Annotated in this window: 18 protein-coding genes; all 18 read right to left on the reverse strand. The window is 45.1% G+C overall.

Translation table 11 applies throughout. The features are described from left to right. Positions 1-49: 49 nt before the first annotated feature. The 18 genes from gndA to wzxC all read right to left on the reverse strand — a co-directional run bounded on the left by gndA (position 50) and on the right by wzxC (position 21707). On the reverse strand, positions 50-1456 hold the full coding sequence (gene gndA, locus ECL_RS16580; RefSeq protein ID WP_000043519.1) for an NADP-dependent phosphogluconate dehydrogenase: 1407 nt from the start codon (positions 1454-1456) through the stop codon (positions 50-52). 150 nt (positions 1457-1606) lie between these two features. Then, positions 1607-3043, reverse strand: a complete 1437-nt coding sequence (locus tag ECL_RS16585) for an undecaprenyl-phosphate galactose phosphotransferase (RefSeq protein WP_013097853.1) — start codon at positions 3041-3043, stop codon at positions 1607-1609. Between the two features lie 14 nt (positions 3044-3057). Further along, a complete protein-coding gene (gene glf, locus ECL_RS16590) occupies positions 3058-4203 on the reverse strand; it encodes a UDP-galactopyranose mutase (RefSeq protein ID WP_013097854.1) in 1146 nt (381 codons plus the stop codon). Next, positions 4200-4970: a DUF4422 domain-containing protein gene (locus ECL_RS16595; protein WP_044158124.1), complete on the reverse strand. Its 771-nt coding sequence runs from the start codon at positions 4968-4970 to the stop codon at positions 4200-4202. Before ECL_RS16595 ends, glf begins: the two co-directional genes overlap by 4 nt. 3 nt (positions 4971-4973) lie before the next feature. Beyond that, complete coding sequence (locus ECL_RS16600; RefSeq protein WP_013097856.1) at positions 4974-5948, reverse strand: glycosyltransferase family 2 protein; 975 nt, start codon at positions 5946-5948, stop codon at positions 4974-4976. After that, the gene (locus tag ECL_RS16605; protein WP_013097857.1) at positions 5938-7260 is read right to left on the reverse strand and encodes a DUF6418 domain-containing protein; all 1323 of its coding nucleotides are present in this window, start codon (positions 7258-7260) and stop codon (positions 5938-5940) included. Before ECL_RS16605 ends, ECL_RS16600 begins: the two co-directional genes overlap by 11 nt. Positions 7261-7287: 27 nt before the next feature. Further along, positions 7288-8235 (reverse strand): glycosyltransferase family 52, encoded by a 948-nt coding sequence (locus ECL_RS16610; protein ID WP_013097858.1) that lies wholly within the window; start codon positions 8233-8235, stop codon positions 7288-7290. After that, positions 8232-9437, reverse strand: a complete 1206-nt coding sequence (locus tag ECL_RS16615; RefSeq protein ID WP_013097859.1) for an oligosaccharide flippase family protein — start codon at positions 9435-9437, stop codon at positions 8232-8234. The genes ECL_RS16610 and ECL_RS16615 overlap by 4 nt, the downstream gene beginning before the upstream one ends. Before the next feature lie 6 nt (positions 9438-9443). Next, complete coding sequence (pseI, locus tag ECL_RS16620) at positions 9444-10493, reverse strand: pseudaminic acid synthase (protein WP_013097860.1); 1050 nt, start codon at positions 10491-10493, stop codon at positions 9444-9446. Further along, on the reverse strand, positions 10493-12025 hold the full coding sequence (gene pseG, locus ECL_RS16625) for a UDP-2,4-diacetamido-2,4,6-trideoxy-beta-L-altropyranose hydrolase (protein ID WP_013097861.1): 1533 nt from the start codon (positions 12023-12025) through the stop codon (positions 10493-10495). The genes pseI and pseG overlap by 1 nt, the downstream gene beginning before the upstream one ends. After that, positions 12003-12713 carry a pseudaminic acid cytidylyltransferase gene (gene pseF / locus ECL_RS16630; protein ID WP_013097862.1) on the reverse strand — a complete coding sequence of 237 codons (711 nt, stop codon included), beginning with the start codon at positions 12711-12713 and terminating at the stop codon, positions 12003-12005. Before pseF ends, pseG begins: the two co-directional genes overlap by 23 nt. Beyond that, positions 12714-13865 (reverse strand): UDP-4-amino-4,6-dideoxy-N-acetyl-beta-L-altrosamine transaminase, encoded by a 1152-nt coding sequence (gene pseC, locus ECL_RS16635; protein WP_013097863.1) that lies wholly within the window; start codon positions 13863-13865, stop codon positions 12714-12716. Beyond that, entirely contained in the window at positions 13865-14863 is a 999-nt protein-coding gene (gene pseB / locus ECL_RS16640) for a UDP-N-acetylglucosamine 4,6-dehydratase (inverting) (RefSeq protein ID WP_013097864.1), read from the reverse strand. The genes pseC and pseB overlap by 1 nt, the downstream gene beginning before the upstream one ends. 374 nt (positions 14864-15237) lie before the next feature. After that, a complete protein-coding gene (gene galF, locus ECL_RS16645; RefSeq protein WP_013097865.1) occupies positions 15238-16134 on the reverse strand; it encodes a GalU regulator GalF in 897 nt (298 codons plus the stop codon). Positions 16135-16309: 175 nt separating this feature from the next. Beyond that, positions 16310-17701 (reverse strand): colanic acid biosynthesis protein WcaM, encoded by a 1392-nt coding sequence (gene wcaM / locus ECL_RS16650; protein WP_013097866.1) that lies wholly within the window; start codon positions 17699-17701, stop codon positions 16310-16312. Positions 17702-17713: 12 nt separating this feature from the next. Further along, positions 17714-18934: a colanic acid biosynthesis glycosyltransferase WcaL gene (gene wcaL / locus ECL_RS16655; RefSeq protein ID WP_013097867.1), complete on the reverse strand. Its 1221-nt coding sequence runs from the start codon at positions 18932-18934 to the stop codon at positions 17714-17716. After that, complete coding sequence (gene wcaK / locus ECL_RS16660; RefSeq protein WP_013097868.1) at positions 18931-20211, reverse strand: colanic acid biosynthesis pyruvyl transferase WcaK; 1281 nt, start codon at positions 20209-20211, stop codon at positions 18931-18933. Before wcaK ends, wcaL begins: the two co-directional genes overlap by 4 nt. Positions 20212-20228: 17 nt before the next feature. Continuing rightward, positions 20229-21707, reverse strand: coding sequence for a colanic acid undecaprenyl disphosphate flippase WzxC (gene wzxC, locus ECL_RS16665; protein WP_013097869.1), 1479 nt, complete (start codon positions 21705-21707; stop codon positions 20229-20231).

Below are 21707 nucleotides of genomic sequence, written 5' to 3' on the forward strand. Positions count from 1 at the left end.
AAAGCCCGGTATCGCTACCGGGCTTGATGGAATGGCAGAACTAATTAGATTAATCCAGCCATTCGGTGTGGAACACACCTTCTTTATCCGTACGTTTATACGTATGCGCACCGAAGTAGTCACGCTGCGCCTGGATCAGGTTGGCAGGCAGTACGGCAGCGCGATAGCTGTCGTAATACGCCACTGCAGCGGAGAAGGTCGGCACAGGAATACCGTTCTGTACAGCGTATGCAACCACATCACGCAGCGCCTGCTGGTATTCGTCAGCAATCTTCTTAAAGTAAGGTGCCAGAAGCAGGTTCGCGATACCTGCATTTTCAGCATAGGCATCGGTGATTTTCTGCAGGAACTGGGCGCGGATGATGCAACCTGCACGGAAGATCTTCGCGATTTCACCGTAGTTCAGATCCCAGTTGTTTTCGTCAGAAGCCGCGCGTAACTGAGAGAAACCCTGCGCGTAAGAGACGATTTTGCCCAAGTACAGAGCACGACGAACCTTCTCAACGAATTCCGCTTTGTCAGCAGCTGGTTTAGCCTGCGGACCAGACAGCACTTTGGAAGCCGCAACGCGCTGATCTTTCAGAGAAGAGATGTAACGAGCGAATACGGATTCAGTGATCAGAGACAGCGGTTCGCCCAGGTCCAGAGAGCTCTGGCTGGTCCATTTGCCGGTACCTTTGTTCGCCGCTTCGTCAAGAATCACATCGACCAGGTATTTACCCTCTTCATCTTTCTTCGTGAAGATATCTTTGGTGATGTCGATCAGATAGCTGTTCAGCTCGCCTTTGTTCCACTCAGTGAAGGTCTCTGCGAGTTCTTCGTTGGAAAGGTTCAGGCCCCCCTTCAGCAGAGAGTAGGCTTCAGCAATCAGCTGCATATCGCCGTATTCGATGCCGTTGTGAACCATCTTAACATAGTGGCCTGCACCGTCCGGACCGATATAGGTCACACACGGCTCACCATCTTCCGCAACTGCAGCGATTTTGGTCAGGATTGGCGCAACAAGCTCGTACGCTTCTTTCTGGCCGCCAGGCATGATAGATGGGCCTTTCAGCGCGCCCTCTTCACCACCGGAAACACCGGTACCGATGAAGTTGAAACCTTCAGCAGAGAGTTCACGGTTACGACGAATGGTGTCCTGGAAGAAGGTGTTACCACCATCAATGATGATGTCGCCTTTGTCCAGATAAGGTTTCAGGGAATCGATGGCTGCATCGGTACCTGCGCCCGCTTTCACCATTAACAGGATACGACGAGGCGTTTCCAGAGATTCAACAAACTCTTTAACCGTATAGAAAGGAACCAGTTTCTTACCCGGATTCTCAGCGATGACTTCTTCGGTCTTATCACGGGAGCGGTTGAAAACGGAGACGGTATAACCACGGCTTTCGATGTTGAGCGCCAGGTTGCGCCCCATCACTGCCATACCGACAACGCCGATCTGTTGCTTGGACATTACATACTCCTGTCAGGTGTGGATACCCCGCCGTAAAGGAGCCGGCGGGTAAAGTGAAGAACATGTTAACTCAGGTTAGAGTCCAGAAGGTAGCAATAGATGTCTTATTTAGAATGGTCTTAAACCATATAAAACCCGCGTATTGGTGCATTAATATGCACCATCACGATGAAGAACGACCTTCACAGTTTTGAACAGAATCGCGATATCATTCCAGAGCGACCAGTTTTTTACATACCAGGAGTCAAAGTAGACGCGCGTATCGTAATCAACATCATTACGGCCACTCACCTGCCATAAACCTGTCATGCCAGGTTTCGCCATCAGATAGTAATCGACATTATCATCATATCGAGGCAGTTCTTCAGAAATAATAGGACGCGGCCCAACCAGACTCATTTGCCCTTTAAGGACGTTGAATAACTGAGGCAGTTCATCAAGGCTAGTTTTCCGAATAAACCGACCTACCGAAGTGATCCTGGGGTCATTTTTTAACTTGAAATCACGATCCCACTCTTCACGGGCCGCCGGATCCGAATCAAGAAGCTTTTGCAAAACCTCCTGTGAATTCAGGACCATAGAGCGGAATTTATAACATGGGAAAAGCTTACCATGTCGCCCGACGCGCATATGTCCATAGATTGCCGGGCCACCATCACGTGTCACTTTATACCAGAGATAAATAAGCAAAGGTGACGCAACCAGGATGATCAGTGACGAACAAACAATATCGAATGTGCGTTTCAGGAAACGAGAAGTCCTCTTCGCCAGATTATTATGGATTCGAAGAAGCATAACTTCGTGGCTGAAGATAAATGACATATCGGTATTATATAGCGGTAAACCTCGTAAAGAAGGTATCACCGTAACAGAACGACAGTCTTTCTTTGACAGTTCTCGCAACCAGTTTAGGGTCTTATCGCTGTTTTCCATTTCAAATGCGACGATGAAATGAATATCCCCTGTTTTCTTCATCTGCCAAAGAATTTCGGGGTCACGCAAAACAGGCAGTCCCTGGAGCATCGATTCCGTAGATTCTTCATCATAGAAGGCCACGACATCGAAACCGAGCATTTCTTCGCTCTGCAACGCGAAGTAAGCCTCAACAGCATTGCTTCCGCTTCCCATGATGATGGTTTTTTTCTTCCAGATACCAAGACGATTAAGAAGATGCTTCGTCATGGCTCTAAAGAATGGAAGCAGGATTAAGGCAAAGGTCCAGCAAAAAACCCACACATATCGTGAGAACTGCCATTTAGAAAAGGCAACAAGCGCCAGGTCAAAAACAGCAAAAATTACGATAGTACGGATAATTTCCTTTAATTCAAACCAAAATGGTTTTCGATAGGAATAATGCCGCAACCGAACCCAGAACCATCCCACACAAATTATACTTAATATGATGTGGGAAATGATACGCATCTCAAGTTGGTTATCGGGGATAAAACGATAGAGATCGTTAAAAATCCAATACACACAACCAATTGAAAGTGCGAGTGAAACGTTAAAAAATATAAAATCCGAGGCCGCCAGAAAAAATTTGCATAGCAACGGGTTATATTTATTCAAAAAATTATCCGTATCCATGACCACACCTGATTTTATCGCGGATTTATATTAAATACGGGCATCGGCTCCTGATTTTTTTGGCATTCGAGATATTTGTTTGCCACATCAATAGCTTCGCGGATAGTGACATCCATATCAAGATAGCGATAGGTACCCAGACGGCCAACAAAAGTTGTATTACGGAGTGCCATGGCCTTGTCGAGATAGCGGTTTAATAATTCTTTCTCTTTTACCATACGAATCGGGTAATAAGGCACATCGTTTTCGGTACAAAAACGGCTAAACTCACGATAGCAGGTAGTATTTTCGTGTGATTCCCAGGGTGAAAAATGCTTATGCTCGGTGATACGAGTATAAGGTACGTCTTCTTCACAATAGTTGATCACTGCTGTACCCTGATAGTCGCCTTCCGCGGAGAATTTTTCAAAGTCCAATGTGCGATAGCCAAGCCGCCCTTCGCTGAAGTTAAAGTATCCATCCAGGGCTCCTGACCAGAACACATGTTCATACGCAGTGCTTTCTGCCGCAGAAAACTCAGTATCCGTTCTGACCTCAATCATCTCATGGTCGAGAATTTTTGCGACCATCTCGGTATAGCCTTCTTTAGGCATGCCCTGATACTGATGATTAAAATAATTGTCGTTGTAATTGAAGCGCAGCGGCAAACGCTTCAAAATACTGGCAGGCAATTCCGTTGGTTCAACGCCCCATTGCTTGCGCGTGTATCCCTTGAAGAACGCCTCGTAGAGCTCACGGCCAATCATGCTGATTGCTTGTTCTTCAAAGTTTTGCGGATCGACAATTGATTTATCCGCTTTTGATTCAATAAACGCCCGAGCTTCGTCAGGACGTAGCGTTTTATTGAAAAACTGGTTAATGGTGTGCAGGTTAACAGGCAGCAGATAGACATTGCCCTTGTAAACAGCCTTTACGCGGTTTGTGTAAGGCATGAATTCAGAATAAGCATTTACGAAGTCCCAGACTTCTTTATCATCTGTGTGGAAGATATGCGGACCATAGACGTGCAGCATGACATTAGTCTGCGGATCACGTTCAGAATGGCAGTTTCCTGCAATATGCGAGCGCTTATCAAAAACAACGGATGATATTCCTTGCTCAGCTAACAGCCTGGCGATAACGGCCCCAGAGATACCTGCACCAACAATAGCGACTGTCATTTTGTTCCCCAAAAATGTCGTTTTAATAATCCAATCCCCTTCAGAAGGAGGTTCTCACCATCAATATTGACCACCGGCATATATTTAATCCTCAGTCGATTGCGCTGATGATGAAGCCACACATTGAAAAGTCTTTCTGCCATAAACCCAAAGACGCGTTTTTGGTACGCATCATAATTCTGATAAGCAATTTTTTGTTCAAGCGCGAACAATAGAGGGAAGAGCCAGGCAAAATATTCATCTATCAATGCTTTTTTACAGACGAACATATTGTACAGGCTGATCTTAGTGCCCCCCATAACATCATCAAAATCTGAGAGATAATCAGGTTGTTGTCGCGCTATTTCATCTCGCAGTTGAGTGTAGTCCGATTCATGATGAGCATGTATATAATGGCTTTTAATGCTCGTAATATAATAATTACGTGGTTTAGCAACCAGAATATCAGCATTCTCCAGAAGATTCATCATCTCTTCAGGAGAGGCGATACGCTTCCCCTTAACCATCAGGTTACTAGTTGATGATGCAAAATATCGACGGTAGTGCGCGAGTCCGACAATGTCTTCCTGAGAGTTCTTCCATATCCAATAGGCTGCGGTGAGTTCGCAGAATGATGAATTTAGATGGGCGATGTTGTCGCCAGTTGAATCACGCACAGTATTTTGCGAAATAGCCGCTGGAGCGGTGCCAACTTGCAACGGCACAAAATTTGTACTGTCAGGGAATTCATATTGTTTATGGCTAACAACATATGTAATTAACTTCATTCTTTACCTTTGTTTATCTGAGAAAACTACAATCTGCCTCAGAGCAGCACTTAATAAGAAAAGAGAGATTTTATTTTTTGATAATAATGATAATATTTTGTATTTTCTATATGACCAACAATTAAAAATATCTCGATAGCTTAGCTTGTTATATTCAGTCAATATTAAATCTATATACTTTTGGCGTATTTTACGATCATCAATCCGCACTAAACTCACTAAGCAAGACTGGATGAGATTTACAAAAGCAGTAGTGTAGAATTTAATGTCAATGTTTTCTCGAATAACATTTTCTTTCAATAATCTTAACGTTTCAAACAATCTAAATTGCTTTTCAGCTGATCCGGTTGTAATTGAATTAGATCTTTTCCTATAACCATATAACTCATGTTCAATGTAGCTAACCGCTCTGGCTCTAGCTGATAATAAAGGCGACGTGAGAACGTCTTCGTAGATAAATCCGACCGGAAAGCGATTTTTAATGTACATCTCTCTCTTTGCTACTCTCGCCCATGCAAAGTTAGGCTTCTTAGTTAAAATAACATTAGAGATTTTACGGATTGAATTAGACGGCACAGATAATTCAAATTGAGGAAGAGGTTCATCTTTTTCAGCATGAAATTTTTTATAGTCGAAATAAACTATATCTGACATATGTTTTGAGATGCATGAATCCACCTCAGACAGAGCATTCGTAGATATCAAGTCATCTGAATCAATAAAAAACACATATTCACCTACCGCCCTGTCAAGCCCAAAATTCCTTGCATCAGAAAGCCCACCGTTTTTCTTATAAAAATATTTAAACTTACTATCTTCCTCTACGAATCTCTCACAAATATCAGAAGAATGATCCGTTGACCCATCATCTATTAATAAGCATTCAAAATCTTTAAAGTTTTGATTATGAATAGACGACAGACAATCTTCTAAATAATCCTGAACATTATAAATCGGAAGAATTAAACTAAATCGCATAAACTTTCTCCCGACGTTTCATTAAGCAAACAAATAAAGTATAAACCAAAGCAATAAAACAAAGAATTATAAATTTTGGATCCGTGAGTGCGTACGTTTCACCCATAGTTAGAATTCTAACGATGGTGTAATGTATTTTAATAAATAATAATATTATCCAATAATCATAGTTCATAACTGCAATTCGGAACATGCCATACAAGACCCCGCAAATAAAACCTACTGGCAAAGCAACTAATAATGACAAAGGATAACCAAAAAAGTAAATGAAATTGACAGGTGAAGCCATTGTAAAGTTAATTCCTTTTTCATAATAGCCTTCAAATATATTTGGAGGTGTTATTTGCGACATCAAGTAGAATATCCCTCGATATCTGTCCTCGCTTGCCGTACCAAAGAATGAGCGAATTAATTCAGAATAATCTTTTATCTCTCCGGAGATATTATCTACTGCCCACCACATTTGTGATTGCAAGATAATCCTAGATAGAAAACTCTCAGTTGCATTTTTTTGCCCCACAATAGCTGCATAGCTATTATAAATTGCAATAGAGAAAATGAAGGTAATCACCAGAGTAATAACAATATTCTTCGTTGAAAATACATTAAACTTACTTGAGTGTATGATAAAGTATGGTGTAATAAAAAATACAATCGCGGAAAACACACCAGTAAATTTTTCACCAACCAATATCTGTGCAATTAATCCCAAAACAAACATAACAAGCAACCACTTATAAGGACGTGCTGCATACATCATACCTAATAAGAAACTTAATTGTACCAAATTAAACTTCAAATAGTCCCCCCAAGAGGGAGCTATATTGGCCCAATAATAAAAGCGATCAACGTTATAATCATTCGGAGAACCATATCTAATACTAATATAAAAAAGCCCAATAATTAATGCAGAGCTTAAAAATGGAATAAATGAATAAACTAGTCTATTTAAAGAAATGATTTGAGGGTACGTCGTTGGCAACAAACGTTTTACAAGACTAAATCCAGCATAACTACTGTACAAAAGAAAGAAGCACAATGAGAGATTACGGGATGTCGCGCCTGTCAAATAGCTTATGGTCTGTGTTTCAACAAAGTAAGAACCAAATTCTGCAATTAGGCAACTAAGCCCAGTAGTTGTATAGGCAAAAATTGCCATGAAATTAAAGAAAGTAAATTGCACTTTCATTCTAAATAAATAAACTACTGTAACCAACCACAGCAAATAAGAAAAGATATTAAAAACGAGCGAAGCAGGAAAAAGGCTATTTATGGCGTAAACCAAAAACCAAACTATAGCTAGTACATTCATATTTAATAACACTTAATTATATGGGTATCAGATGTGAATATGATTTTCTTCTGGCAACTTGTTGGCAAGCATACTTATTCCATCTTTCATTGCTGAAGTAAGCCATGGCGAATCTATCACATATATATTTACATTCCTTACTGTATACAAATTAAACTGAGAACTACTTGCAAAGCCATATAGATTAACCAGGTATCCATCGCGAATTAAGTCAAATACTATTTCCTCTGCAATACTACTACTGCTAAATTTAAAAGACTCAAATTCTTTATCTAATGCCCTAGGATGTGGGATATATTTTGGTTTTTCCGGGAATTTATTCAGAAATAAAAGGACATCAGTTTTGAGTTTATGGCCATTATCCGCTGTAGTAATTTCGTCGTAGATAGTTCCCAAGAAAATATCAATGACCTTATCACTTTTTGAAAGTTCAGTTGATTCAAATAGTTCTAAAAAAATCGCATTTTGCACACAGTTTTCAAAATCTTTAAAAATTGTATAATGTCTGTTAGATCTGCGTTTAACTGACTCTAAGTAATATTTCCTACCTAAAAAACAATGTACTACAGTAAAAATTTTTTTCTTCAACGATTTCCTATGATGTTCTTTAAAATAAGAGCCTGACTTTAAAATATTTCCAATACCATCATCGAATGTTATAAGCTCATTAAATTTTATAAATGACAAAAGATAATGGCTTATACTATCGTCAAGGCTTGCTAATAAAACCTTATCGAATCTAGAAGTAATAAATCTTTTTCTAAGCTTACATAATAATTTAAATGAGTACACATCTTTTATGAATTCAGATTGTTTACAGTGCTCAGCAATGAGCGAATAATATTTCTTATGCTTATCATCTTCAATCTTAGAAAAATAAACAAAACGAATAGAACTATAATCTATTCCTTCTTTCTGGATCACTGCCTTCGCTATTAATATTTGCAAAGGTGTAAAGCAAACTACAAGGTTCATTTTTCCACAACCTTATTAATATTAATATACAGCATACATATTGCAATCGAGTTAGATATTATCATAGCATAAGGTACATACTTTATATTATGGTTGGCCAATACATAAACCAATAAAATATAGATTACAGCTGATACAATCGTGCAAAATGATATGATTTTATTCCTACCATGATAAAAATAAAAATTAACGAGCAATAAATAAGGTATTGTTAAAGATATGGCTAGTGCAAATAGTACAGCATAGTATTTTGCACTTTCGAAGCCGGGTCCTAATACCCAACTGTATATTGACTGAGGTATTATGAGGAAAAAAACGAACGGCAAAGGTGTAATTAACAAACTTAACAAAGCGATTTTTTTTACTTTTGAATGCGTGAGGCTGCCATTTTTGATGTAGTCATAATAATAAGGAACTGTTGCTTTGTTAATTGCCATCAGCAAAATTGCAAATATTGATGCAAGTTGATAGCCTACAGAATATACACCAAGCGTGGATGCACTGAATATTTTATATATTAACAGACGGTCAACTTGACCTTTAGCAAAAAAACTTAACTGATGTAATAGCAGAGGTACACCAAAAGAAAAATTATATTTAAAAAGATTTAAAGCAAAACCGAATGATAAGCGCACGGTATTTTTCTGAAACCAGTAAAAAATAACAATAGACAAGAATAAACTTGCAATATTTGCAATTATCATCGCTACAATTCGATTTAAAACTGATACATCAAAATAGTGAAAAAGGAAAACTGTTGCTCCAGCAGAAATTATTGCATTTAAAAACTGTATAATAATATAGCTGCCAGGACGCCTCTGACACTGTTGTGATGCAAAGAATAATGCAAGTACAGATTGTGTATAGGCGGTCAAGACAGCATAAAATAAAATATTATCTTTAAAAAATGTAGCTACTAAACATGAAATTATCGCGAATACTATCGTTGCCTGAAATGCACTAGCTAACAATATGCTACCGAGTCCATTTTTACCATATTTATAATAATATCTCACCAAGGCGCCATCTTGGCTAAATCCGATAAAAATCAGTCCCAAAGCAATTACTATCTGATAATAGGATAACTCACCGAAACCATCCGAACCCAGCATTCTTGTAAGGTAAGGAAGCAAAAGAAATGGAATACTTCTTGAGAGAAGATCTCCGGTAAGATAAATAAAGCTATCGCGAATTATTTTCATGTATATTCAACTAATATCTTCCAATGATAAAGGTGTTCCTTTAGATAAATTATTTTTAAATGTTAAACCCATTACCTCATCATAATATTTAGGTGCTAAACCGAAGCCAGGTCTAATGCTTTTTACATTCTCACTGGTCAGTGTTTCGCCTTTTTTAACATCTTTAACCACATAAAGAGAACGACGGAATTTTAGGTTACCCTTTTCACTTTCTTTGCGTTCGTAGTTAACTCTTCCCAACGCCATCCAAGCAGTCCTGGCATCATGACACAATGCTTTGAGCTCTTGTGGTTCAAGCGAGAAACTGTCATCTGGCCCCCCACCATTCCGATCCAGTGTAACGTGTTTTTCAATAACGTTAGCACCAAGGACAACTGATGCTACTGCAGTCGTATTATCGATTGTGTGATCGGACAGCCCAGTAATGACCCCAAAACGCTCAGCCATATCTGGAATAGTCGCCAGATTATAATCTTCTGCTGGTGCCGGGTAACCACTCACGCAATGCAGAACGACAAGTTCCTTACAACCACCGTCACGTGCTGCAGTAATAGCCTCCTGAATCTCCTGCTCGTCAGCCATGCCCGTTGAAATAATCATCGGCTTGCCTGTTTTTGCAACATATTTTATTAATGGCAGATCGATAGCTTCAAATGAAGCGATTTTATAGGCAGGGGCTCCGAGTTCCTCCAGAAGATCTACAGCTGTATAATCGAAAGGACTACTGAAAATAGTAATTCCGAGTTCTTTAGCTTTGTCAAACAGAGGCTTATGCCATTCCCAGGGCATTTGTGCCCCTTTGTATAAATTAAAAAGCGTTTGCCCATCCCATAGGCCGCCATGAATCTGAAAATCTTCAGTATCACATTCAATGGTGATGGTATCTGCACGGTATGTTTGTAATTTTATGGCATCTGCGCCTGCAGCTTTCGCTTCTTCCATAATCTTAAATGCACGGTTGATGTCGCCATTATGGTTCGCCGAAAGCTCAGCAATAATATAAGGAGGATGATCTTTACCAATTTTACGACCATCAATAGTAATAAATTCGTTCATTATTTTTTCTCGCTGATATATTCGCAGGGTGATAATTTATAAAATCCAATACGCTCAAATAACTGATGCGATGTATGGTTTTCTGGTAAAACCGTTGCCAGTATGCTTATACCTTTATGCAACATCAAGGCGCGTTTGATAGCTGCACTCGCAATGCCTTTACCGTGACATGCAGATGTCAGAAAAATCGATATTTCATAGTTTGCAAAGGCATGCTCAACAGGGTCTAATCGAATGACACCACATGCCCCTGCATTTTCAATAATGTAAAAGAATGAATTGTCGGCATTTAACTTTCGTTTCATCCATTCGACGTGATTCTCGTATGCAGGAATTTCAGGATTACGAGCATATTTGCGCGTTTGCGGCTCACATTGAAGTTGATATACAAAATCGATATCGTCAAATGTAGCCTGACGCAGAGTCACATTAGTGCCATCTTTGGCTGACATTATTACTATTTCCTGGATATCTCTGTTAAGCCCCTGTCCATCACATATGTTCATAGCAAGGAGGCGCTGCTCGTGATAATGCGCGATCAAATGATTGAGAGCCTCGCTCAACTCTGCAGCATTAAAATTATCCGCATATAGCACAATCGCACCAGCGTTAGACAGATTGTTTGCGATGGTTTTTTGATTATCCGCAATGACTACGTTTACCGCAGGTAATCCCATAGTACATCGTTCCCACGTCGTTCCCCCCATAGCGCCGATTGCGAAATCGTGTTCCAGCATCAGTTCTGCCATATTTGACACATTAACGAGAACGTCGACGTCGTATTTCGATTTATTCGCAAGAGAGATAATTTCAGAACGGTGTGGACAAGCAGAGCCCAATACAACAGTGATTTTTTCTATGTTTTTAAAGTTTGACTGCTCAAGGAATACCAGCATTTTTCCAGCAACATTATGTGCATCCACCCCACCCATTGTTAATAATAGTTTTTTCGGTGCAGTAATGTTGGCTTTACGAACAATTGATTGTTTTCTTAATTGCGAAAATGCAGGGTTTAGCAACGCATATTTTGCGCCAGCGAGAACTTTACCTTCTCTTTTATTGAATTGGGCATATTCTCTGGCGCTGCGCATATAGGTTTGATCAATCAGTAAATCACAACAATGCGGCCGGTTGCAGAGATCATCGATCACCACTAAATGTGAATCAGGAAAACGTGCTTTCACAATCGCTTCCCATTCGTAATCAAGAGAATAGTGATCGACAATGATGATGTCTGGATCAGAACAGTTTTCTACTATTAAATCGATAAATTTCTCAGCATCATCGTATTGACTTCCATTAAGCCATGATTTTTCATCGCTGATGTAAGTACTCGATTTATCGGCAGCTGCGATAACTTCGACAGAAAAACCTTCCTGTTTTATTTTATCCAGAATATTACCAGGGTGGTCTTTTGATATAAATGAACAACGAGCTCCTGCTTTTTCTAAGACTTTCGCAAGATTTAGACAACGGATAATATGACCAGAACCGATCGATAGCGATGAATCAGCCCGCAGAAACACGTTCATTTTTAAACTCCATGGCTTTAAACAACCACTCAGCTACGCGCCAGTCTTCTGGAGTATCAATATCCTGGACACGTTCACGCGGAAGTTCAATCGAGTAGGAATCTGCGCTAAAAATCGGCTTTTCGTTCAACCAAGCTGAGGATGTCCCCCAATAAAATTGCCCGGCATCGTGCCACGACTCTTCAAGATCCTGTGACCGGACATGGAACATCTCAGGTGAAAACATACTTATACGCTGTTCATCACTGACTTTAAGTGCTCGTTGAATGGGATAAGGAAACCTTGAAACTGTGAAAGCATAATCGCCTTGCTGGCTTTGGAGAGTTCCTAATCCCTGAATAATATCTTCAGCGCGGATAAAAGGAGCTGTAGCATAAATACAGCAAACATAATCAACCGCGCAGTCGTGACTAATGAGCCAATCAGTCGCGTGGCGAATCACAGGAATAGTACCTGCATAATCATTTGAGAGTTCTTCCGGGCGCATAAATGGCACTTCTGCACCATATTGACGCGCAACTTCAGCTATCTCCGCATCATCTGTTGAGACAATGATTCGGTCAAAGACGCCGCTCTTTTGAGCGGCTTCAATGGACCAGGCAATCATTGGTTTCCCACAAAATTCTTTAATGTTTTTTCGTGGAATACGCTTACTGCCACCACGCGCAGGAATGATTGCCACATTCATTTAAAAATACTCCCGAATGCACTGAATAACGTAGTCTTGCTCTTCATCTGTCAGCGTTGAGTACATAGGGATACTTAGCGCGCGAGAGTAATAGTCTTCAGCGACGGGATAATCACCAGATTTATGACCTAACTGCTCATAATAAGGCTGAGTATGAACGGGGATATAGTGGACGTTAACCCCAATGCCTTTATCACGCAGATAATCAAACAGTGGTTTACGTTGAGCCGGATCGTTCACCGTCAGTGGGTAAAGATGCAAAGCACTGTATCCACTCTCTGACTGCTGCGGTATTGAAACAGGAACACCGTCAAAAGCCGCGTGATAACGTTTTGCCAGTTCATGACGTCGAGCCACAAAACCGTCAATACGTTTTAACTGACTCACACCCAGTGCAGCCTGTAATTCGGTCATGCGATAGTTTAGTCCGAGATCTACCTGCTGATAGTACCAACCACCTTCCGATAGTTTGGTCATTTTCTCGTTGTCGCGGGTAATCCCGTGGCTGCGGAAAAGTTGCATACTCTCGGCCAGCGCATCGTTGTTTGTCAGCGCCATACCACCTTCAGCAGTTGTGATGATCTTAACCGGGTGGAAGCTCAAAATGGTAATGTCGGCAAAACACGAGTTGCCAATTTTAGCTCCCTGATAATTACCACCGATCGCATGCGACGCATCTTCGATAATGGCGAACCCATACTCTTTAGACAGTTTATGGATCGCTTCCATATCACATGATTGACCCGCGAACGCTACTGGCACCACGATTTTAGGCAATTTGCCTTCTGCTTTAGCCGCAATGAGTTTAGCTTCCAGAGCGGAAACACTCATGTTGTAAGTTTGCGGATCAATATCAACAAAGCTTACATTGGCATCACAATAAAGCGCACAATTTGCCGAAGCCACAAAGGTATTAGGCGAAGTCCAAAGCCAGTCGCCTTTTTTCAACCCCAGTGCTAAGCATGCAATATGAAGTGCAGACGTTGCGCTATTAACCGCTACAGCATGTTTAACGCCAACATAGTCAGCAATGGCCTGCTCGAACTGTGGAACACATGGCCCCTGAGTCAAGAAATCAGACTTCAGTACGTCCACCACTGCACTGATATCTTCTTCTGAGATATCCTGCCGTCCGTAGGGGATAAATTTCATTAGATATTGCCTACTTTTTCACGGTTATCATCAATCCATTGACGCAGTTCTTCAATGCTCATCCACTCGGTATTGCTGTCGCTTTCGTAAACGAACCCTTCTGGTACACGTTTACCATCTTTAATACGTTCAGGAGAATCGCACCAGTTATGGATTGCAGGAAGGATTTTGAAGTGTTCCGGATATTCATAGGTGTAATGCGCATCTTCTGCACTGATCATTTGTTCATGCAGTTTTTCACCCGGACGAATACCGATCACTTTCTGAGTTGCATCAGGAGCAACAGCCGTTGCAACATCAGTCACTTTCATTGATGGGATTTTCTTAACATAGATCTCGCCACCTTCCATGTCATTGAAGGCGTGCCAAACCAGTTCCACACCCTGTTCCAGGGTAATCATGAAACGGGTCATGCGGTCATCAGTGATTGGCAGTTCGCCCTTGTCTTTGATAGACAGGAAGAATGGAATTACGGAACCACGGGATCCCATAACGTTCCCGTAACGCACAACGGCGAAGCGAGTCTTGGTAGCACCGGAGTAGGAATTACCTGCCACAAACAATTTATCGGATGCCAGTTTAGTTGCACCATACAGGTTTGCTGGGCTACTTGCTTTGTCAGTAGACAGTGCAACGACACGCTCGATACCTTTATCAATACATGCATCAATAACATTCATCGCACCGTTGATGTTGGTTTTTACACACTCAAACGGGTTGTATTCTGCGGTAGGAACGATTTTTGTTGCTGCTGCATGCACCACGAAATCAACCCCATCTAACGCACGGTACAAACGATCTTTATCACGCACATCACCGATGAAAAAGCGGATGCGACTTTCATCTTTGAAATGCTTTGCCATTTCCCACTGTTTCATTTCATCACGCGAATAAATGATAATTTTTTTAGGATTATATTTTTCAAGCGTCATGCGAACGAACTTATTGCCAAATGAACCTGTGCCGCCAGTTACCAGAATCGTTTTATTATCAAACATGTTTTTCACCAGAAAATATCAACTTATTGAATGCTACAATTGAAGAGATTGTAATCCAGCCCTGCATGGGTTTTACCCACGCTACCGCCCCTGGCTTAACAGCTACCAGTGCACTGAACGGGGGTGAAATGTTCCATTTGTTGAAGTCCGACACCGAACTCTACTGGCGCTGGACAACTGCATAAACTGGCGTTAATTGTCGTCCTAAATGACCTCAGAAACAAGCACAAATCGTTACAAATCTGACCAGATTTAAATCAGATAAATCCATGTTATCATTAGAATTAATAACAAAAAACGGCAGCTACCATTTTGGTTATGTTTCAACATACCCAAATGATGACTGCCGCTTGTGCAAATCAAGTAAGATAAAATCAGTCGTTAGCTAACAACTTCTCAATCCGGCTTCTGAACTTCGCCCCTTCCTTCAGGTTACGCAGCCCATAGTTCACAAACGCCTGCATGTAGCCCAACTTCTTACCGCAGTCGTAGCTCTCACCGGTCATCAGCATCGCGTCAACAGACTGCTTCTTCGCCAGCTCGGCAATCGCATCGGTCAACTGAATACGATCCCAGGCGCCTGGCTCGGTTTTTTCCAGCTCGGCCCAGATATCTGCGTTCAGGACATAACGGCCAACCGCCATCAGGTCAGAATCCAGCGTCTGCGGCTGATCCGGTTTTTCGATGAACTCAACGATGCGGCTCACCTGCCCTTCTGTCTCCAGCGCTTCTTTAGTCTGGATAACAGAGTACTCGGACAGATCGCCTTTCATGCGTTTCGCCAGCACCTGGCTGCGGCCTGTTTCGTTGAAACGCGCCACCATCGCCGCCAGGTTGTAGCGCAGCGGATCCGCAGAAGCGGTATCAATGATGATATCCGGCAGGACCACGATAAACGGGTTGTCGCCCACGACAGGGCGAGCACACAGGATGGAGTGGCCCAGGCCCAGCGGCTGCGCCTGACGCACGTTCATGATGGTCACGCCAGGAGGACAAATGGACTGCACTTCCGCCAGCAATTGACGTTTAACACGCTGCTCCAGCAGCGCTTCGAGTTCGTAAGAGGTGTCGAAGTGGTTTTCAACCGCATTCTTGGACGAGTGCGTAACCAGAACGATTTCTTTGATCCCTGCAGCAACAATCTCGTCGACGATGTATTGAATCATCGGCTTGTCGACGATCGGTAGCATCTCTTTAGGAATGGCTTTTGTGGCTGGCAGCATATGCATGCCCAGTCCGGCTACCGGAATGACTGCTTTCAAATTAATCATTATTTCTTCCACCTTAAAATGGTTGACGAATTATAGCTCTTAAACCTGTTTTCGCCAGTATGATTTGCCGTAATCCTGTAATGATATTACGCCTTAGCACCACAAATTACAGTAGTTGTAATCTGAAATGAATGCGATCCCGTGCCAGGAATAGTCGCAAAAAGCCCACTGACGATTATCTGTGCGGCAGCGCAAAATTCAGCCGTTCCGTATTCACCACATGCTGATCCACCCGGTCAATATCCACCGAGCTCTGCCCTTTCTCATTCACTGCTTTGATGTTTGCTAGCGACAGCAACGTCTCGTCTTTCGCCATGAATTTACCCCGTACATCCTTACGCAGGTCGAAGTTCAGCTTCAGGGCCGGCCCGATTGCTGCTTCCTGCATTACGTTGATATTGCGTAAGAAAAGGTGCTGAGGTTTGTTATGCAGTTCAAGCGTCGCGCGCTGCATGTCGACGTTGGTGATGGCCACAAACGAGGTCGCATTACCGGATGAAATTTGTATGCCGCGCAGCTTATAGGCAAGCTGGCTATTATCCAGACGAATATCGTTAAGCTTGAAGTTCTGCGGAATCGACAGGTAGTCACCTTTAATCACGCCGTAACCGATTAACATGCCGGCACTATTGACCATATCGACATTATCAATAACGAAATTATCACAGCCATAAATTGCTACCGTGGCATTGTCTATTCCCGCCTTTTTACTGAAATCAGGCGTAATATTTTTGGCCTTAATATTGCGGATAATAAAGTGTTTACCGTTCTCAACGTGCACCAGCTGGCGGCAGTTGCTGCCGGTGATATTGGCAACCACAAAGTTCTTCACGGTCTGTTTTTCCGGGTAGTCGTTGTCGTAGGTACTGCCCGCAAGGCCAATACCAATCCCCCAGTTAATCTTCCCGTTGGTGCAGTTGATGTTGTCGATCACATGGTCGGAGATCAGAATATTGCGGTCATTGATGGCCACATTCCACTCGATCGCATCGCCCTGCAGGTGGCTGAATTTGCTGTTGGTGATGCGGGCGCCATCCACCTGGTTGTGAAACCCCTGGCGCAGGATGGCGTAATTGGCCTGGCTCACGCGGATGTTATCAATGACCAGATTACGCATCACGCTGGGCTTTTTGCCGCCAATGTAGATTTGCGTTACCGGGCCAAATCCGCTCATCGCCAGCCCTTTGATGACACAGTCAGAGCCACGAACGTCAAGGGTAATATTTTCGGTACGGCCTTCGCCCTCACCGATGACTTTGCTGCCCTCCTGCAGAACAAAGCGCCCCCGGCCATTGCCGGTTAACGCCCCGCGAATCAGCAGCGTTTTGCCGCCAGGAATGAAAATGCCCGTGTTGATGTTTTTGCAGGTGAGCCCTGCAGGCACTACGACGGTGTCGCCTTCGTTAAACGCCTGCTTAAAGGCGGCGATCCAGTCGTTGTTATTGTACTGATTTACAGAGACCGTCTTGCCGGTTGCCGCCCGCGCAACGCGGGGCGACAGCAGCGGCATTGCCGCCAGGACGGACAGAGAAGAGACAAAGCTGCGTCGGGTAATCTTTTTCAGCATACAACCTCGGCGTTACAACGTTTGCAGCAGGCTCGCTAACTGGCGATTGATCACCTGCTGGTTAAAATCTGCCTCGACTTTTTGTCGGGCATTGTGCAGCACGGGCTCCAGCGCCTGCTGGTCGATATCGCTAAACGCGGCCAGCCGATCGGCCAGGGCCATGGCGTTATTTTCGGGGACCAGCCAGCCGGAATGATCTGACTTGATCAGCTCCGGGATCCCGCTGTGCAGGGTCGATACCACCGGAATCCCCACCGCCATCGCCTCCATCAGCGCCACCGGTATGCCTTCCATGTCGCCATCGGCACCCGTAACGGACGGCAGCAGAAACACGTCGGCTTCATCGAGCATGGCCTTCACCTCGTGGCTCGGCTTAAAGCCCGGCATCTCCACGTGCGTTTCCAGCTCATACTGTTCAATAAGCGTGCGCAGACGACGCTCCCACGGGCCGATACCGAGAATGCGATAACGGAAATCCACCCCGCGCGCCTTTAGCTGGCGGCAGGCTTCTATCGCCACATGCAGCCCTTTTTTCTCGGTCAGTCGGGCAACAGAGATAATCTGCAGCGGTTTACCCGGCACCTTGACCGGACGGCGGGTAAAACGCGCCAAATCCACACCCATCCGCGAGACGGTGATTTTCTCGCCCGGGCAGCCCATCTTTTTGAGGCGTCCGGCCCACAGGTCGCTGATGGGCAGCATCATGTCGCCGCGCTGGAACAGCTGCTGATACTCCGGCGTGTAGTGGTTCAGCACTTCACGGCTGGAGATATCAATGCCGTGGAAGATCGTGGCGATCTTCCCGTCAATCACTCCCAGCTCGCGCAGTTTGGCTGCGGTCACCCCTGCCGGGCCAAAGTGGGCGATAAAGACATCAGCGCGGTACGGCTGCGCCGTTTGCCCACAGATGGCCGACAGGATCAGATTGCGCGACTCCGCGCCATAGCGGGAGATGTTCAGCGCTCGCCAGGTCGACGCGCGATGAAGCCCGCGTAAGGTTTGGCTGGTACGGTAGCGCAGCTTGTTCACTTTTCCGGATGGCTCATCCTGCAGCCAGCGAGTTTTCGCCTCCAGCCCATACTGGGTATACGCCGCATGGGTGTTTTGCGTATCGCCCTTTTGCAGGGCGATAATTTCCACGTCATATCCCATATCGATAAACGCGGTGATTTGATTGAGTACAAAGGTTTCAGACGACAGTGGAAATTTCAGTAAGAAGAAACCAACCTTCATTTCCCCTCCCGCACGCGGTCAAGCACCGACTTCACCATCCCCATTCCCTTTTCGCGCTCGGCTTTCACCGCCACGGCCAGGCGCTCATTCACGACGGGCAGTTGTCCAAGAGTGTCACCCACCATTGCGCCGAGCGAGCCATCCAGCAGATGACGGATATCCACGGCCATTTCCGGCATCCCCAGCTGCTGCATAATTCCGGCAGATTTGTGCTCATAGTTGATGGCAATGGCTGGCGTGCCAAAGTTCATCGAGATGATGGCAGAGTGCAGACGGGTACCCACGGTCAGGTCACAGGCTGAGAGCAGTTTGCCCATCTCCAGATCGTTCAGTTCGTCCATCACCACGTGATACCGGGACGGATCGTTCACCAGATGGCGCAGGTTAAGCGCCACCATGCGATCATCCTTGTTGTAGCTATCGATACCGGTACAGGTGGAGAGCGCCAGCACCTGATAACCGCTGTCCAGCACGCGGTTAACGACCTCGGCAAAGGCCTTCTCGTAGGCGGCCTGAGTGGTGCCTAAACGCTTATCAAAAGGTGCCAGCTCGCGCAGGGTAATGGCGACGGTTTTCTGTTTCGCCGCCACGTCCAGCCAGTGCTGCACCGCGTAGCTCGGCTGGAAGCTGTCGTCCTGGTGATCCACCAGCCACGCGGTATCCACCCCGTGCTCGACTTTAGAAGTGTCGATCTCGCTGCGCTTCATCATGTCTAGGCTGACTGACTCACGTAAAATCAGGGCATCGCAGTGGCCAAACACATAGTTTGCCAGCTGGTTGAACTGCGGTTCCTGGAATGGTCCGACGCTGTGACCAATCATAAACAGCGGCTTCTTCGCCATAAAGGTACAGAGGGCATGCTCAAACTGCGGCACGCCGTAGAGATCGACAAAGAACGAACCGCCCACCTGAACAATGGCGTCATAGCCGGAAAGCAGACGCACAAAATCGGTAAAGCCCTGCGCGATGGCGATGTTACGCAGCTTGCCGGTGTCGGTTACACGAGAAAGCAGCACCTGATGCTGGTAGCGGCGACGCAACACTTTCTTCACGCGTCCCATCACGCCCGCAGCGTTATTGTGCTGTTTCATCTGGCTGTAGAGCGGGTCGCCCATCACCGGGCGGTTCAGTAACCAGGATGAGCTGACCGGGTAACGGCTCATCACGTCCACTTCTGTCTCAGGCTTAAGGGTGTTAATTGCATCCAGTAAACCGCGCAGGATGGCGCTGTCGCCACGGTTGCCGCAGGTATGGTTGCCAAGAATTAATAATTTCATAATGGCCTCTTAAATAACTAGCCTGCGCGAAGCAGCGTTTTCATTTTTTCGTTACGGCAAAACTGGCGCTTCATCTCCACTACCAGCGCATTGCGTGACAGCACAATCATCACCCCAAACGCCAGCGCGCCCGCGGCAACCTGCACTGCCAGCAGCGCGGCCAGCGGCAAATGGCCCTTCAGGAGCACGCCCAGACCGTAGCTCACCACCAGGGTCGGCAAGGAGAGATAAAACGGCAGCCACAGGCTCAGGATGTACTGACGGTAGCTGGAGCCCAGCACCGGCTTGATCATGATGAAGTAGCTCAACACGGTGTTGATGATTTGCACCAGCAGAAAGCCCAGCGTGACGCCAATGGCGCCCGCCATGTGTCCGCCGACGATAATTGCCGGAATAAACAGGAAGGTTTTAAATACGTTGAATTTAAAGCTGATATCCACGCGCGCTTTCGCCATCAGCAGGGAGCCAATCGGGTTACCCACGGAGCGCAGCAGCCCCACCACGCAGAGCAACTGCAGGATCGGGATGATGCTGTTCCACTTCTCCCCAAATACCAGCGGCACAAAGTTGCTCGACACCACCATCAGACCCAGCAGTACCGGGAAGTTAATAATGCCGACCACGGAGAGCAGCTTGTAGAAGTTGACGCGCAGCTTTTCAGTGTCGTCCTGAATTTTGGCGAACGCCGGGAACAACACGCGGGTGATAATCGGGTTGAGCTTCATCGGCGGGACGACCGCAACGTTGTAGGCCAGGTTATAACCCCCCGCGACGCTCGCCCCCAGAATGCGCGCCAGCACCAGCGTGGAAAGGTTGGTATTGACGTAGTTGATGATGCTGTCGGCCGTCAGCCAGGCGCCAAAACGCAGGTTCGAGGAGACGGACGCCAGGGAAAAATGCAGCCCCGGGCGGTAGATCTTGCGGCCAAAGTAGCCGAACAGCAGCGTGCGCACGACAGAGTTAACCAGATACCCCAGAATAGCGGTCATGGCCAGCGGCCAGAAATGGGCGCTCACCACTGTGAAGGTAAAGCCCGCCAGCACGGCGCTGGTTTCAATCATGCCGATCTTGTTGAACTCCAGCTCTTTTTGCATCAGCGCGCGGAACTGCTGCCCGTGCGGGATCACCACAAAGGCAAACGACAGCGTGCGCATCAGCGGGGCCAGATCCGGGTTGTGCAGCACGCTGGCGATCACATCGCTCAGCAGGAACACCAGCACAAAAACAAATATCCCCAGCCCCACGTTCAGCCAGTAGAGCGTGGTCAGCTCCAGCTGGCTAATCTCTTTGCGCTGGATAATCGAGTTGGCGATACCGAAGTCAGACAGCGTGTCGGCCAGCGCGATAATCACCAGCGAGACGGTCAGCAGACCGAACTGATGATTATCGATAATGCGCGCCAGCACGGTCATCTGCACCAGCCCCAGGCCAATGATGACGATAGTCGCCATCGCTGACCACTTGGCGCCGCTGATGGTTTTTTCACGTAAGCTCAT

The sequence above is a fragment of the Enterobacter cloacae subsp. cloacae ATCC 13047 genome, assembly GCF_000025565.1.
GTDB classification, from domain to species: Bacteria; Pseudomonadota; Gammaproteobacteria; order Enterobacterales; family Enterobacteriaceae; genus Enterobacter; species Enterobacter cloacae.

Bases quoted from the DNA above. Each gene is read 5' to 3' on its own strand.
- gndA (WP_000043519.1), bottom strand. From the start codon at position 1,456: ATGTCCAAGCAACAGATCGGCGTTGTCGGTATGGCAGTGATGGGGCGC.
- ECL_RS16585 (WP_013097853.1), bottom strand. From the start codon at position 3,043: ATGGATACGGATAATTTTTTGAATAAATATAACCCGTTGCTATGCAAA.
- glf (WP_013097854.1), bottom strand. From the start codon at position 4,203: ATGACAGTCGCTATTGTTGGTGCAGGTATCTCTGGGGCCGTTATCGCC.
- ECL_RS16595 (WP_044158124.1), bottom strand. From the start codon at position 4,970: ATGAAGTTAATTACATATGTTGTTAGCCATAAACAATATGAATTCCCT.
- ECL_RS16600 (WP_013097856.1), bottom strand. From the start codon at position 5,948: ATGCGATTTAGTTTAATTCTTCCGATTTATAATGTTCAGGATTATTTA.
- ECL_RS16605 (WP_013097857.1), bottom strand. From the start codon at position 7,260: ATGAATGTACTAGCTATAGTTTGGTTTTTGGTTTACGCCATAAATAGC.
- ECL_RS16610 (WP_013097858.1), bottom strand. From the start codon at position 8,235: ATGAACCTTGTAGTTTGCTTTACACCTTTGCAAATATTAATAGCGAAG.
- ECL_RS16615 (WP_013097859.1), bottom strand. From the start codon at position 9,437: ATGAAAATAATTCGCGATAGCTTTATTTATCTTACCGGAGATCTTCTC.
- pseI (WP_013097860.1), bottom strand. From the start codon at position 10,493: ATGAACGAATTTATTACTATTGATGGTCGTAAAATTGGTAAAGATCAT.
- pseG (WP_013097861.1), bottom strand. From the start codon at position 12,025: ATGAACGTGTTTCTGCGGGCTGATTCATCGCTATCGATCGGTTCTGGT.
- pseF (WP_013097862.1), bottom strand. From the start codon at position 12,713: ATGAATGTGGCAATCATTCCTGCGCGTGGTGGCAGTAAGCGTATTCCA.
- pseC (WP_013097863.1), bottom strand. From the start codon at position 13,865: ATGAAATTTATCCCCTACGGACGGCAGGATATCTCAGAAGAAGATATC.
- pseB (WP_013097864.1), bottom strand. From the start codon at position 14,863: ATGTTTGATAATAAAACGATTCTGGTAACTGGCGGCACAGGTTCATTT.
- galF (WP_013097865.1), bottom strand. From the start codon at position 16,134: ATGATTAATTTGAAAGCAGTCATTCCGGTAGCCGGACTGGGCATGCAT.
- wcaM (WP_013097866.1), bottom strand. From the start codon at position 17,701: ATGCTGAAAAAGATTACCCGACGCAGCTTTGTCTCTTCTCTGTCCGTC.
- wcaL (WP_013097867.1), bottom strand. From the start codon at position 18,934: ATGAAGGTTGGTTTCTTCTTACTGAAATTTCCACTGTCGTCTGAAACC.
- wcaK (WP_013097868.1), bottom strand. From the start codon at position 20,211: ATGAAATTATTAATTCTTGGCAACCATACCTGCGGCAACCGTGGCGAC.
- wzxC (WP_013097869.1), bottom strand. From the start codon at position 21,707: ATGAGCTTACGTGAAAAAACCATCAGCGGCGCCAAGTGGTCAGCGATG.